Source organism: Chitinophagales bacterium (assembly GCA_040877935.1).
Lineage (GTDB): Bacteria > Bacteroidota > Bacteroidia > Chitinophagales > CAIOSU01 > JBBDNB01.
On record JBBDNB010000050.1, the window covers coordinates 1 to 15,494 of the forward strand.

At 38.9% G+C, this 15,494-nt stretch carries 11 protein-coding genes and 1 tRNA gene; 3 read left to right on the plus strand and 9 right to left on the minus strand.

The features are described from left to right. Positions 1-151 precede the first annotated feature (151 nt). Positions 152-1,306 (plus strand): T9SS type A sorting domain-containing protein, encoded by a 1,155-nt coding sequence (locus tag WD048_14355; GenBank protein MEX0813398.1) that lies wholly within the window; start codon positions 152-154, stop codon positions 1,304-1,306. Positions 1,307-1,331: 25 nt separating this feature from the next. Here WD048_14355 and WD048_14360 read toward each other — a convergent pair. The 8 genes from WD048_14360 to WD048_14395 all read right to left on the minus strand — a co-directional run bounded on the left by WD048_14360 (position 1,332) and on the right by WD048_14395 (position 11,597). Next, a tRNA-Leu gene (locus WD048_14360) sits at positions 1,332-1,415 on the minus strand. Positions 1,416-1,524: 109 nt separating this feature from the next. After that, on the minus strand, positions 1,525-1,926 hold the full coding sequence (locus tag WD048_14365; protein ID MEX0813399.1) for a response regulator: 402 nt from the start codon (positions 1,924-1,926) through the stop codon (positions 1,525-1,527). Between the two features lie 179 nt (positions 1,927-2,105). Further along, on the minus strand, positions 2,106-3,131 hold the full coding sequence (locus tag WD048_14370) for a PAS domain S-box protein (GenBank protein ID MEX0813400.1): 1,026 nt from the start codon (positions 3,129-3,131) through the stop codon (positions 2,106-2,108). Between the two features lie 7 nt (positions 3,132-3,138). Continuing rightward, a complete protein-coding gene (locus WD048_14375) occupies positions 3,139-3,567 on the minus strand; it encodes a response regulator (protein MEX0813401.1) in 429 nt (142 codons plus the stop codon). Further along, on the minus strand, positions 3,564-4,877 hold the full coding sequence (locus tag WD048_14380) for an ATP-binding protein (protein MEX0813402.1): 1,314 nt from the start codon (positions 4,875-4,877) through the stop codon (positions 3,564-3,566). The genes WD048_14375 and WD048_14380 overlap by 4 nt, the downstream gene beginning before the upstream one ends. 122 nt (positions 4,878-4,999) lie before the next feature. Then, entirely contained in the window at positions 5,000-10,222 is a 5,223-nt protein-coding gene (locus WD048_14385) for a PAS domain S-box protein (protein MEX0813403.1), read from the minus strand. A gap of 268 nt (positions 10,223-10,490) precedes the next feature. Next, positions 10,491-11,012: a DUF4442 domain-containing protein gene (locus tag WD048_14390; GenBank protein MEX0813404.1), complete on the minus strand. Its 522-nt coding sequence runs from the start codon at positions 11,010-11,012 to the stop codon at positions 10,491-10,493. A gap of 201 nt (positions 11,013-11,213) precedes the next feature. Continuing rightward, positions 11,214-11,597 (minus strand): M23 family metallopeptidase, encoded by a 384-nt coding sequence (locus WD048_14395; protein MEX0813405.1) that lies wholly within the window; start codon positions 11,595-11,597, stop codon positions 11,214-11,216. Between the two features lie 385 nt (positions 11,598-11,982). Between WD048_14395 and WD048_14400 the strand changes: the two genes are divergently transcribed. Together WD048_14400 and WD048_14405 are read left to right on the plus strand one after the other, a co-directional pair. Continuing rightward, entirely contained in the window at positions 11,983-12,225 is a 243-nt protein-coding gene (locus WD048_14400) for a hypothetical protein (GenBank protein MEX0813406.1), read from the plus strand. Beyond that, positions 12,216-12,533 carry a type II toxin-antitoxin system RelE/ParE family toxin gene (locus WD048_14405; protein MEX0813407.1) on the plus strand — a complete coding sequence of 106 codons (318 nt, stop codon included), beginning with the start codon at positions 12,216-12,218 and terminating at the stop codon, positions 12,531-12,533. The genes WD048_14400 and WD048_14405 overlap by 10 nt, the downstream gene beginning before the upstream one ends. A 73-nt stretch (positions 12,534-12,606) precedes the next feature. Here the strand turns inward: WD048_14405 and WD048_14410 are convergent, their stop codons facing one another. After that, positions 12,607-15,447, minus strand: coding sequence for a DNA gyrase/topoisomerase IV subunit A (locus WD048_14410; protein ID MEX0813408.1), 2,841 nt, complete (start codon positions 15,445-15,447; stop codon positions 12,607-12,609). Positions 15,448-15,494 lie beyond the last annotated feature (47 nt).

Genomic DNA, 15,494 nt, shown 5'->3' on the forward strand with positions numbered 1-15,494 from the left:
GATGCTATGCTAAAATTTCCAAACAGCCTGATTTTATTGTGCTTTCAAGCTTCATCACAAAGTCCCAATGCATAATCCGGGTGGAATTTGCCTTGCGCCCCAAAATATCTATTCCGTAAAAAAGCTTAATTTCAGGGTTAAATTTTAAACTATGAAATCATTATTTACTGTTTTTCTTGCATTGGGATCATTTATCCTTTTGCATGCCCAAAGCGTTCAGCGCAGTTTCGATCACGACAATCTCAACCGGACCTACAGAATTTATGTGTCTGTCAATTATGATGCAAACAAACCGGTTCCACTGGTATTTGCTTTTCACGGTATGGGCGATCAGGCGGCAAATTTCCAGGGAATAGGCTTTAATCAATTGGCCGATCAGGATACTTTTATTGTGATATACCCACAGGCAGAAGTAGATCAGGATTTTAATGCCACTGCCTGGAATGCGGGAGTGGGTATTCCCGGTTTCTATTTAAACAGCGATATCAATGATGTGGATTTTGTTTCCAAATTGATTGATTCTTTATCCAATGAGTTTTCAATAGATACACAGCGGGTTTATGCCACGGGCTTTTCCCTGGGCGGCTATATGTCGCAGCGACTGGCATGTGAACTTGATGCGAGAATTGCTGCCATTGCATCCGTTGCCGGTTTGATTGGTAACGACATCAATTGCAATCCAGGTGCTCCGGTTCCGGTGCTGCATATGCATGGTACTGCCGACAGTACGATTACCTATGGAGGCGAGTTTCCTATTCCAAATTTTGGTTACACCAAAGTGGGACTTTCAGTTGATGAAATGGTGGCCAATTGGACGGGTATTAACAATTGTACTGAGCCGGTTGAGGAAGATTCCATTCCCGATACAGCCAATGACAACCTGACTATTGACCGTTTTACTTACCCCATGTGTGAGGCAGAAAGTGAAGTGATTCTGTACAAAATTAAACATGCGGGACACGAATGGATGAGCAGTCCCGGCAATGATATTGATGCTACCATTGCTATTTGGGAATTTTTCCAAAAGCATTCCCGAAAATCAACTTCAGTAGGTATCGCAAATGCTGAATTTGACAATACCATTCAGGTATATCCCAATCCCGTATCCAATACGCTTTTTGTTAAAATGCGGGAAGCTGCTGATAGAATAATGCTCACAAATCTTTTGGGGCAGGAGCTAAGCCGTATTGAAAATCCAATGAATTTAAATATTGCACTTTCGCTGGCGGATATAAACCCGGGCATGTATTTGCTTACTGTTCAGAAAGGAAGCGGGCAAAGCACTTTTAAGATTTTGAAGGAGTAAAATCTTTATTGTACTTCAAAAGTAGTGCCCAAGACAGGAGTCGAACCTGCACATCCTTTCGGACACATGAACCTGAATCATGCTTGTCTACCAATTCCAACACTTGGGCAAAATAGTTGCTTTGCTGCAACGGAGCACAAAGGTAATTAACTTGTAGGCTTTTTTTTAGAAAATTTTATTGTAAATCTTTTGAGCTGCAATCACAGAAGAAACTAAAATCAAAGAAACAATTTCCTAATCCCCGACATATGTTTTATTTCTTCAAAAGTGCTTGTCAATACAGGCTTTGATAAAAACTTCATCACAAAAGGATTGGTCTCGGCTTTCTTTTTATCAAATTCTGCAATAGAAGAGGTAAGCATAAAAACAAAGGTATTTTCAGGCACGGCAACTTCTTCCAGCTCATCGAGAAATTCCCAGCCGTTCATCACCGGCATATTGATATCGAGAAAGAGAATGTAGGAAGTGTCTTTGTTGTAGGCTTCTTTTAAATAATCGAGGGCAAGGCTACCGTTTTTGAAAACCAAAGGCGCAGTGTGAAACCCGGTTTTTTCAATCATTTTTTTTGACATAAAAATGAATATGTCATCGTCATCAATAAGTAAGAGTTCTGTCTTCATTAATTAGTGTTTGTCTATTAAGTCAGATGTCTGCTTCAGAATGTTCGAGTTCGAGCCCGCCCGAACGTGCCATTCGGTACGGGCGGGGCTTGCGTAGTCCTGAAAATCAAGAGTTTACTTATGTAAATGACTGTTTTCAGGGCAAGCGTAACGAAGAAATCGGACATTATGGACAGACACTAACCATATTCTTTTTTGATATTAAATTCCTTGGTCTTGTTTATCACATCCTTAATAATATCGTCCAATTCTTCTGAAGAGCTCAAGATATGATCGAGAAATTCTATTTTCTCGCCTTTTGAAAGATCAAGAACATCACTTTTAATCATGTTGGCCATACCGATGATTCTTGCCAATGGAGCGCGCACCACATGTGACTGGATCCAGGCTATTTCTCTCAGGCGACTGTTTTGATGTGTAATGGCATTGATATGCTGTATCCGTTCTGTAATATCATTGGCCAATACAATTTTGGCCTTTTTATTGTTATAATTAATGACATTGCTCTGAATGTCAACATCAATAATTTCCCCGAATTTTTTCTTGTGACGGAATTGGTTTTTGAAAAATTTTGCACTTTTGTCCTGTTTTTTTAAAACTTCTTCTAATTGCGGAATATCTTCTTCTGGGTGGATGCCTTTAATGGTCATTTCCCGAAATTCCTCCACCGAATAGCCGTAATGCTTTACCGCGGCATCGTTGACATCCAGAAACTGAAGCGTATCCATATCGTAAACCCACATGGGCTGTGGACTCAGGTGAAAAAGATCAGCATATTTTTGCTCCGATTCCTTGAGCTTAACAAGGTTTTTTTTCCTTTCTATATTATAGATAATGCTTTTGTACAAAATAGCAGCATTGAGTTCATCTTTGAGCAAATAATCGGCAATGCCCATTCCCAGCGACTGAATTGCAAAATCCACATCTGAATAGCCGGTGAGAATTATAATTGGTGTATTGCCTGATATTTCCAGCATTTCTTTTACAAGCGTATCGCCTTCTTTGTCAGGAAGTGTCAGGTCCAGTAAAATGGCATCGAAATCCGTTTTTCCTGCTTCTAAAATTTGTCTGGCATCTTCAAATTTACTGGCATGTATGACTTTGGGTGCATCAATTACATCTTCGAGATAATCCTGTACCAGGAAAAAATCCCCTTCATTGTCTTCTACTACCAGGAAATTGTATTTTCTATTATCTTTTTGCATATCTAAATTACTTGAGTGGCAATCGGGCCGTTTTCATCCAAAAATCTTCTATACTATTCACGACCTTTTCCAGATCATCGGCATCAACAGGCTTGGTGATGTAGCAATTTGCATTTTCCTTGTAAGAAAGGTTTATATCATTTTTTGAAGAAGAAGTAGTGAGTATTATGATGGGGATTTGTTTTACCGAAGCATCGTTTTTCAATACATGTAGTACTTCAAGCCCATTTTTTACCGGAAGGTTAATGTCCAGGAGAATTAAATCCGGTGTCAATGCTTTTTTGAAATTTCCTTTTTGAAACACAAAATCAATGGCTTCTTTACCATTGCGGGCAATGCTGATCTTGTATTTAAATTTACTTTCGCCAAAGGCTTCAGTTGTTAAAAAAATATCGCCCTCGTTGTCTTCCACAAGTAAAATATGTACTGACTTCATAGTTCAATATTTTTAGAAATTGTAAAATAAAATGTGCTGCCATTTTCAGGGTTTGACTCCACCCATATACGCCCATTCATGTGCTCAATTAATTTCTTTACAATGGACAGCCCCATCCCGGCACCTTTGTACTTATCTTCATTATGCAATCTTTGAAAGATAATAAATATTTTATCATGATATTCACTTTCAATGCCAATTCCATTGTCCCGGAAAGTAAACTGCCATTCACTTTCAGATTCTTTTGCCTCTATATTTATTTCAGGGTCAATACCTTCTCGCTTGAATTTAATGGCATTGTTCAGTAAATTTTGAAGCACCACTGTCAATGGTTTTTTGTAAGAATTAATTACAGGAACGCCACTGTAGTTGATGCTTAAATGTGCTTCTATTTTATTGTAATTCTTAAGCTCATTAATCAGTTCCTTTAAGTCAAATTGTTCTAATTCATATTCGTATTTATCAACCAAAGCAAAGTCAAGCAGGCTTAAAATTACACTGCGCATTTTTTTGGATCCTCCTACTGCAAAATCTATATATTTCAGTGCTTTTTCATCCAGTTGGTTTCCGTATTTTTTCTTCAATTGGGTTAGAAAACTTGAGATCATTCTCAATGGTTCCTGTAAATCATGAGAGGTGACATAAGCAAATTGTTCCAACTCCCTGTTTTTGATTTTAAGCGTTTTAAGTGATGTTTCAAGATTTTTTTGATTGACAGAAAGGGCTTCTTTCAATATGCGCTGTTCTTCAAGGCTTTTTTGCATGCCTCCGAACATTTTCGGGATCAATACGGAAAAAACGGCATTGAGAAATATCAGGTTGGTTGAAATGGCCGCCCACTCAATTATTTGCTGTGAATCTGATTGATGTATTTCGAATATTTCAAGATAAATCAATAAGCCATATGCGATACAGAATAGTATATTTATGAATACAGGAAGAAAAGCATACCTGTAGGGAAATATGATGACCATAAAAACAGATACTGCGAGCAGGTAGATCAATCCGGGGCCGTATGACCCCAATGCTGTGAGCATAACTATGGCCAATAAATAGACCATTATTGTAAAGAGTATTTTTCTGGTAAATATGCTGAACCAACTTGTGAATGAAATAACAGCAAGAAATACAGCTGCAAAAACATCAAAAATGGCAATGGAATAGAGCTTTCCTGTAATTGATACAATGACTCCCGGAATAAGTGCGAGCAAACTCAGCGGGACAATATACAGCAGTGTTATTATGAACAGATAATCTCTCCAATATGCTATGCCATCTTCAGGAGATCCCAATTCAGGGAAGCTGCTCATTACAAGGTTTTTGTATTTATTCCAGATTTGCATAGATTTTAGAATTCATAGTGATTTTTCAGAAATAGTGATTTCCCTTGAAATTTGCAGGGTTTAAATCCTGGAAAGCGGGGAGGGGTAATTTATTTTTTGGGTTTTTTTATGGTAAAATAAAATGTACTGCCTTTGCCCGGAGTGGATTTCACCCATATTTTTCCACCGAGGTTTTCTATCGTCTTTTTTACGATTGCAAGCCCCAGGCCGGTGCCACTGTATTCTGTTTTATCATGTAGTCTTTTAAAAATCACGAAGATTTTGTCAAGATTATTCTTCTCAATACCGATACCATTGTCTTTTACAGCTATTTTCCAATGATCCTTAAATTCCTCGCTGCTGATTTTTATTTTCGCTGCAATATTTTTTTTCCTGTACTTCAGCGCATTGTTAATCAAGTTGTGCAATACCTGGCGAAGTGGAGATCTGAATGATTTAACCGAATGGAGTTTTTTGAATTGAATTTCCGCTCCTGATTCCTCAATTGCCTTATCATGTAGCGCAGTTATATTTTTGATCATTTCACCCAATTGAATCTTTTCAAGATTGTCTTCGTGTTTACCCACTCTTGAAAACTCCAGCAAGTCAAGAATTATTTGCCGCATTCGCACAGCACCATCTACTGCAAAATGGATGTATTTGTTGCCTTTTTCGTCTAATTTATCGCTGTATTTTTTTTCAAGCTGGGTGAGGAAATTTGTGATCATCCTGAGTGGTTCCTGCAAATCATGCGAAGCTACATAGGCAAATTGCTCCAGCTCATAGTTGGATTGGGAAAGTGCCAGGGTTTGTTTCTGCAGACTTTCGTTGAGCTGCTTTAAAGAAGCTTCAAATTCTTTTTGGGCGCTAATGTCCGTAACTGCTCCAACCATTCTAATCGCCCTGTTTTTTTCATTGCGGATAATTATACCCCTGTCACTTACATAGGTATAGGAATTGTCGGCCTTTTTGTAGCGGTATTCAGCTTCCCACTTTTCGCAATTGGGGTTTTTAAGCGCTTTGTCTAAGCTGTCTGCTATCTTTTTATAATCTGCTTTGTGAATTTTTTTGCTCCAATTATCAATTGGTTGCTTTTTTTTATATATTTTATACCCAAACAAATCTGTGTATCCGCTGCCCCAATAGATTGTATCGTCCACAATATTATAATCCCAAATGGCATCGCGGGTAGCTTGCGCCACTTTTTCAAAGCGATTGTTACTCGCTTTCAGTTCTTTTTCGGCCTCTATTCGCTCTGTAATATCAATACCTATGCACTGAATTTCATTTGGATTGCCCTTGCCATCAAGGATACATATGAAATCCCAAAGTGTGGTTACTACTCCTCCATTTTTACTTGGTTTGTCAATTTCTATTTTAAAAACCTTTTCAGGTTCTTTCACACATTGCTCTACTGTTTCAAAAACTTTCAAGTGATCGTGTTCACAAATTGAGGTCAAGCTGTTTTTTCCGAGAATTTTACCGTCAGGATATAACCATCCAAAATCCTCTTCAAATTTCTTGTTGAAATAGGAGTAATTCCCTTCCATATCGGTGCGGATCACATAATTGGTCTGTGATTCGTAAAATCCACGATACCTCGATTCGCTTTCTTTGAGTTTTTCCTGTGTTTCAAAAATTTCAGTAATATCCACACTATTGAGTACAATGCCTTTTACTGCATAGTCATCAATCATATTTGTAGCAATGGTTTGTACCCATCTCCATCCGCCATTTTTGTGCTTAAAACGGTGCGGTGATGATTTTACACGGTTTTCTTTTTGAAGTAATTTAAATTCATCTTTTGTTTTCCTTAAATCATCTGGATGGATAAAGTCAAAGGGATTTTTTCCCATAAGTTCACTGTGTGTATAGCCTATATAATTCTTGTGGCTCGGGCTCACATATTTAAACAGGTTTTTTTTATCAAGTACTGAAATAAGGTCGGAACCGTCCTGAACCAGGGATCTGAACCTTTGCTCGCTGAATTTTATTTTTTGCCTTGAAATGATCTGGTCGATGCACATTACCAGGTTATTGGCCACTGAATCAACCATTTGGATTTCTTCTTTCAGAAATGATTCTTTCTCTTTTACTGCAGTTTTTTGTCGGTAGAACACTTCAATGCTCAGTTCTTTTCCATCCGTACTTTTTTTAGCCGATTTCGTAATCCACTTGCTTTTTCTGTGATTATCCGATTTGTAGATTTTTCCATCATAATGGATTTGTGCACTTGTTATGTCGGGATATTGAAATCCGTCAGGCAATAATTTTACTGCTTTACCCAATAATTCATCAATATCGTAATTGTAATTGCCAAGACTTGTGATTTTGTACAGGCAATTTTGCTCTTTGTTCCTTTCTTTAAGTGAATGAAGCACCTGGTCAAGTTCTCTTTGTGCTTGTTTTTGTTTGGTAATATCCCTTATGGAAGTAATCGTGAACTTCCTTCCATCTGCTCTGTGAATGAGCCTGGTCACAACTGCTACATCGATGGTTTTACCATTTTTACCAAGCACTTCATATTCGCCACTTATTTCCTTGCCATAATTTGTAAATGTTTCGTTTTTAATAGATGTCTGGTATTCTTCCAACATCTTTTTCTTCTGACCGGTAAGCACTATTTTGGTGAACTTTTCACCGATCAATTCAGCCTTTTTGTAGCCGTATATTTTGCAGTATTCATCATTTACATCTTCAAAAACTCCATTTTCATCAATAATGCATATGCCAACAGTAACGGCATTAAAAACAGTATTGACCAGTAATTCTGTTTCAATGAGCTTTGACAGGGCAATTTTAAGATCGCTGATATCCAACAAACCAATGGAAATGCCTGCCACACTTCCATCGCTGTAGCTTACGGGAGTATAACTTACCGAATACCAGCATTTTTGTCCTTTGCTATTGGTAAATTCTTTTTCATCCTGAAATTTTTTGCCTGCTACAGCCTTGTTAAAATCCTGCACGAAAGTTTCAATTTGTCCTGAAGGAAACAGGTCTATAATACTTTCTCCCTCAACAATTTCCCTGCTTTTCAGATGCTTAAAGGTTTCCAATGCCTTGGTATTGAATTTCAATATATTGTAGGAAGGATCGACCAGGATAAACGCCTGTAGATCGTTGTTGAGCAGAGCCTGGGTATTGGCCTGGATTTGTTGTAAGAGTTTATCTTTGTGTTGCAGCTCCTCATTTGCCACCCTGAGTTCTGTATAGGTAATTTGAATTTCCTCATTGGCACTTTGCAGTTCTTCATTGCTGGTTTCTAGCTCTTCATTGGTACTTTGCATTTCTTCGTTGGTACTTTGCAGCTCTTCATTCAGCGATTGCAATTCTTCATTGCTGGTTTCTATTTCTTCAATATAAGTCTGTAGGTGTTCTTTGGTTGTGCCCAGTTCATCTTCCAGTTCCTGGATGCGCATATTCACAAGGCCTTCCGTGTTTTCTGCTTTTCCGGTAGATACATATCTTTCTATATCCAACTTTTCGAAAATGACGATAAAGTAATTTTCTGTTGATTCCGTGTAAATAAGTGGTTGGGCAGTGATACGAACAAAATGTAAAGCATCGAAAAGCTTAAAGCGTTTGATATTGCTTTTTATGATATTGCGCTCTTTTATAGCTTTGGAAAGTACGGAACGCAGCTCAATCTGCAATTCAGGATTGGCCATTTTAATCAGGTTCACCTGTATGCTTCCCGGGCTCAGCGTCAGGAAAAGCCTTACATCTCCGTTGACTTCCTGGATGTCGTGGTTTTCGTCAACCACAACATAGGGATGCTCATAGGTATTGAAAAGGGTTTCTTTGACTTTCTCCTGCAGGCTCAGTTGGTTTTCCTCTTTAACTGTTTTTTTATCCGGGTAAATTTCTTGTTTTTGCGCTTTATAGTTTGATAATTTTATTTTGTGGAAACTGCGACCGCTTTTGCGCTTAAAAATTTTGTTTTTAGTGTCCACTGATGAGAAAAGATTATTGAATTGTCCTACTGTTTCTGATTTTCCGAGAAACAGGTAGCTTTCCGGATTTAAGGAATAGTGAAATACGGGAATGATTTGCTTTTGCAATGCCGTGTTGAAATAGATCAACAAATTGCGGCAGGAAATCAGGTCAATTTTAAGGAAGGGCGGGTTTTTGATAACATCATGCCTGGAAAACAACACCATTCCCCTGATTGCTTTGATCAGTTCAAATTCGTTGTTTTTCTTGATGAAATATTTTTCCCGAATGCTTTTGGATAAATTTTCGAGTGAAGCTTCGGGATATATTCCTTTTCGTGCTTTTGAAATGGCGCGTTCGTCAATATCAGTCGCGAAAATCTGGATTTTGTAGTCCTGAATTTTGTCTTTTAATATTTTACTGAGCAGAATGGCAATGGAGTAGGGTTCTTCACCCGTTGAGCAACCCGGCACCCATATTCTTATTGGCTCCTGTTTTCCTTTATTCTTGATGATTTTTTTCAGGTAAGTTTCCAGCGCCTTGAATGCTTCTTTATCCCTGAAAAATGTTGTTACACCAATCAGGATTGTTTTAAACATTTCATCGGCTTCACCCGGTTTTTTTTCTATCAAATTCAGATATTCCTTTATGGACTGAACGCCAAGTGCATTCATTCGCTTTTCCAGCCTGCGGCCAATGGTAGCAGATTTGTAATTTGAAAAATCTGCATCGCTGTATTTTCCGAGCAAATAGAGGATTTTATCTATAGCAGAGGTCTCTTTTTCAATGCTGTCTTTTTTTATTTTCTTTCGCATGTCCGTGTTGAGGTAGCGGTGAATTTCTTCACCCATTTTTTCGGGAGGAAGCACTGCATCCGTCATTCCTGTATTAATTGCGGAAATCGGCATTCCGTCATATTTAGCCGTTTCGGGTTCTTGCACAATGATGTAGCATTCTACCTCTTTTAATGCAGTTATTCCGGCAGCCCCGTCAGAACCTGTTCCCGAAAGCACAATAGCTATGACATTGCTGTTTTTATTTTGTGCCAGCGATTTGAACAGCACATCAACCGAAGGTTTTGGGCCAATTGCAGACCCCGGTTTTTGCAGTATTATTTTGTTGTTCTTCACAGCAATTTCCTTGCCGGGAGGGGTGATATAGACTTTATTGCTTTCTAAAGTCTTATTGTTTTCGGCTTCTGCGACACTTAATTTTGTCTTTTTGCTGAGCAATTGCACAAGCATACTCTTGTGCGTTGGACTTAGATGTTGCGCAACAATTACACAGGTGTTTTTCAGTTCGGGTAAGTGAGACAAAAATTTCTGGAGTGCTTCAAGTCCACCTGCGGAGGCTCCTATGGCAATGATGTGGAGTTTATGGGTGGGATTTGTATTCATGTAATTTCAAAAATCTGTACACTTAAAGGCAAAAAATATTTGTAAATCACAAGTTTTTATAAATGTACAGTACAAATTTTTTTACAAAGTTAAAACAAGTAAAGCGGAAATTTCACAGTACAAGTACCTATGCATTAAGGTACAACTTTTTACTTAGGGCTTAGCTAAGATAAAATACAAGGAAAAAGAGCAGATGTTCTAAAAAAGTTTGCATTTCAAAGAAGGATTATGGTGTATAACAAACATTGTATAGCGTTTTGAGGAAGCCCTACTTACTGCGTTGTTTTATAGACCATGTGAAGTAAAAACGGGCAACCTCTGTACCGTCAGGCATGGTGCCGATGGTTTCCATTTTTATCTGTTGTGCTTCGCCTGTTTCTTCAGCGCGTTTTATAGCCTCAAATAGCTTTGGTCCATCGTGGCAGGTAAAGGTGGTGAGTTGGTCTGCTTTTTTGGTAAATTCTGCTTCCATACCCACAACGAGCATGGCAAAAGCAGGTTTTTTTCCGGCAATGCCAAACATCACCAGGGCACCTGTAGAGAGCTCAGCGGCCATACTTTGCGCTGCAAAATAAATGGATTGAAAGGGATTTTGCGAGCGCCAGCCATAGGGTATGGTGGCTACGCATTCCTCAGGACTGAGTTTTTTCAGTTTTAAACCTGCAAACCAGCCCAGGGGCAATTTCCACAACAGAAAAAACCTGAACAAAAAGGGATTGCTCATTTGCTTGCGCATCTTTTGCTGTGCTGCATTAAGTGTGTAGGATGGAGCTGTACCTGGGGTTGACATGGGCTATACAATTTGAGTGCAAATATAGGGTTAATTGGAATTCTATAATCCATTTGTGGTTAAATTGAAAACGTCATACAGAACGTAGTGAAGGATCTGGTTAAATCAAAACCAGCAGGTAAATCCTTCCAAATTGCCACGGGCAAGGCCCTCGCAATGACGGGCATGATTTTAGGATTTCGGATTTTCTAACCCCCAACTCTAATTCAAACAAGCCACCCAATCCTTTGGGTCTAGTTTTTCTACATTTTTCCAGAGCTCAAAATTGAATTTGCTTTCATTTCCGGAAGCTATATTTCCAATTTCCTGGCTGGTACTGACAAGCGCACCTTTTATAAGTTCGGTATGGTCAATTCCGGCATAAACCGAGTAATAATCCCCGTGCTTGATGATAACAGCATAGCTAAAACGATCATGGTGCACCACAGACATTACTTCACCATTGTAAACAGAAACGATTTTACCTTTATCGGAAGTCAAGGGACAAGTCAGGGCGCCTTTTTCAATCGGGAAATTGTGTGCATCACTTTGCGACCAGGCCAAAGTTACCTGTATGCACAAGAAAAGAATAAGTATGGTTTTCATGGTATTGTGTTTTTGGTTAAAATGAATTTAAGAAATGATTTTGAATATTTCTTACTGTAAACTGATAACCTGAGCTCGAGAATTATTTAAGAGCTCAGGTTGATAAACTCAATCAGGGTTGTCATTGTGGTTCAGAAGATATGCCAAGCGGGAGAGTACCTGGTGGGACGGGTATGGCAAAACCAAATTTTTCTACACTTAAATCAGTAGCGAGGGCGCTACTGATAGGGGTGTTTACAAACAGATAAATTCAGTATTTTAGTTGAATGCTTGATAAATATAAAACTTAGAACACTTTCCATGCGTTACATAAGCTGCTAAGCTACAAGCAAATGGAATAATAGCTGTTTGATAATTTAGTATCTTTGATTTAAATTTAAATAATATGGATTTAGAAGCCAGAAAAATATCATTTGTACAGGAATTTTTAAGACTTCAAAATGAAGATATAATCAGCGGCCTTGAAAAACTTTTGCGCAAAAGAAAAGCTGAACTGATTGAGAAGAACTTAAAACCTATGACTGTAGAGGAGTACAACTCTGAAATAGACCAGGCTATGGATGATTCCAAAAATAAACGAATGATTAAGGCCAGCGATTTAAAAGATAAAATCCAAAAATGGAGTTAGAAGTTTATTGGTTGGAACTTGCAGAAAGCAAACTTGAAGACATCTATAGTTACCATTCAATCAAAGCAAGCAAACGTATTGCTAAAAAATTAATAATCGGAATAATTGACACTACAATTGGGCTCGGAAAACAGCCTGAAATTGGGCAAATTGAAAACAATTTAAACAGCAGAGATCAAGAATTTCGTTATTTAGTATATAAAAATTACAAAATTGTCTATTGGGTAAACTACAAGTTTGCCCGAATTGAAATAGCAAATATATTCGATACAAGGCAAGACCCCGAAAAACTCAAGGAAACTAAATAGCTATTCCATTAGATTGGATGCATTCTATAAGCTTTTGGTTTTGTTTTGGGTACTTATAATCATTAATTATCCGCTAATCAAAAAGCGTTCCCTGCGAACCACTTCCCTTGTTGCTGCTTTTCTTCTCCGTCTTTTTCTCCAAATCCCATTCAATGGAATCTCCACTTTTAAGTTTGTTGGATTTATCTTCTGGTTTTTCTTCGGGCTTTCTGGGCGGTAGCGGTTGCTTTTTAGGGGCTTCCTTTTCTTCGGCTTTTTCCTCCTTTGGTGCTAAATTTTCCTTGGAAGTTTCCTCAGGTGCTTTTTTATCATCTGGCTTTTGTTCCTCTGAACTTTCAGTACTTTCTGCTTCCGGGTTTTGAGTATCCTTAGCGCTTTCCCAATCTTCTTCATGTACCAATTTCAGCTTTCCTTTTACGGTGTTCAAGCTCAAGCGATTGCCCAGTGATTTCCAGCCTTTTACATCAATAAATTCCTCCAAATTAACGATTTCCGTTTCCTTGATCTTTGATTTGCCACGTTCGCTGGAAAATTCCACAGTAGGATTCTTCTTTGTAGAAGCAAAAACCATTTTGGAATTTCTTCCCTCGCTGATAAAACCCAAACGGTGGTTCAAAGAGGTAGTTTCGATTAAAAAACGCTTGACGAAATAATTTTTCTTTTCACTGTCGTAATGCACGACCGAAACAGGATGGTCTGGATTGAATTTCTCCAAAATTTCCACTTCTTCCAATTGATAGCGATTGGTCAATTCATAATTGGTCAATTCATAAGAGCCATCCTTATAAATCAGCAGGATTTTATCATCGCCCTTGAAATTTCCAAGATACTTACCGCGCTCATCCACATTCAATCTTCCCACAGATTCATCTATCCAAATATCAATTCCTCCAAGCGTACTTTCACCTTCGTGCTTAAATTTGATATTGCGCACGGGATATTTGGTCAAAGTATTTCCTTTAGAGCCCTTTCCCTTGATGTCTATTTCTGAAAAATCGAAGTCAAATTGTTTTTTGCGGGCGGAACAACCCTGAGTCAATTGCACTGAAATCACTTCTGCTTCTGCATTGGGGTTGGCACTGAGGTAGAGCACTTTGCTGCCTTTGGCACCGGTAGTCAGGTCGTATTCGCGATCGCGGGTTACGGATTTAACATTGAAGCGTTTTATATAAGTGCGTTTGGATTTTGCATCAAAGTAAACCATGTTATAGACCATCCGTTCATCGCCTCTGTTCCAGACTCCTGCATACAGGATATCTTTGCCAACAAATGCTTTATCATCTACTTTGGTAACCATAAATTTACCGTCCCGTCTGATGGCAATTACATCGTCAATATCGGAGCATTCCTGCACAAATTCATCCTTTTTCAATCCATAGCCCACAAAACCTTCAGCCCTGTTGACGTATAGTTTTTGGTTGTTGACTACCACTTGCTGGCGTTCAATGGTATCGAAAGTAGCAATGGTGGTTTTACGCTCGCGGCCTTTTCCAAATTTATCGATCAGCATTTGAAAATAGGCAATGGCATAATCCGTAAGGTGTGCCAAATCGTGTTTGATCTGTTCCAGGTCTTCTTCCAATTTTTTTATCAGCTCATCTGCTTTGAAAGCATCAAATTTGGAAATTCTCTTGATTTTGATTTCCGTCAATCGCACGATATCCTCTTCGGTAACTTCGCGCATCAATTGCTTTTTGAAGGGGTCCAGGCCTTTGTCAATTGCTTCTATAACTGCTTCCCAGGTTTCACATTCTTCAATATCGCGGTAGATGCGGTTTTCGATGAATATTTTTTCAAGCGATGAAAAATGCCATTTCTCTTCCAGTGCTTTTTTCTTGATCTCCAGTTCCATACGCAGCAACTCAAGCGTGTGCTCTGTAGATTGCTTAAGCACATCATCTACTGCCATAAAGTGGGGCTTGTCAGCAATGATCACGCAAACATTGGGAGAAATGGAAATTTCACAGTCCGTAAAGGCATAAAGTCCATCCACAGCAATATCCGGGGAAATTCCGGCAGGCAATTCAATGAGTATTTCAACATCTTTTGCCGTATTATCCGTAACTCGTTTTATTTTGATTTTGTTCTTGTCATTGGCTTTCAGAATGCTGTCAATCAAGCTGGTGGTAGTTGTTCCAAATGGAATATCCTTGATCACAAGCGTCTTGCGATCTTCGATATCTATTTTTGCGCGCACCTTTATTCTGCCTCCGCGCAAGCCCCCATTGTATTCACTAAAATCAGCTGTGCCACCGGTAGGGAAATCTGGCAAGAGTTTGGTTTTCTTTCCCTTTAATACATCTATAGAGCCTTTGCACAATTCGATAAAATTGTGGGGCATAATTTTAGTTGCCAGTCCAACTGCAATACCTTCCACGCCTTGTGCCAGCAATAAGGGGAATTTCATGGGCAAAGCAATGGGTTCTCTTTTTCTGCCATCATAGGAAAGTTGCCATTCGGTTAGGTCGGCATTGAAAGCTACTTCCAGCGCAAATTTAGAAAGGCGGGCTTCTATATATCTGGGTGCTGCTGCACTGTCTCCTGTACGGATATCCCCCCAGTTTCCCTGGGTTTCGATCATCAGTTCTTTTTGCCCCATATTCACAATGGCATCGCCAATAGCCGCATCTCCGTGTGGGTGGTACTGCATGGTCTGTCCAATGATATTGGCCACCTTGTTGAAACGGCCATCGTCCATTTCCTTCATGGCGTGCATAATCCTGCGCTGCACGGGTTTCAAGCCATCCTCATACTTGGGTACTGCACGCTCCAGGATCACATAGGAAGCATAGTCAATAAACCAATCCTGGTACATGCCAGAAACCGGTTTTTTGCTTTCCAGCCAGCCGCCATCGCCTTTGTCCTCTGGAGTTTGTCCGTTTTCTTTATTTGAATCTTCGGGTTCTTGTGCCATAGTTGGTAATGATTATTCTATACTTATATTCTATTGATATTAAGTGA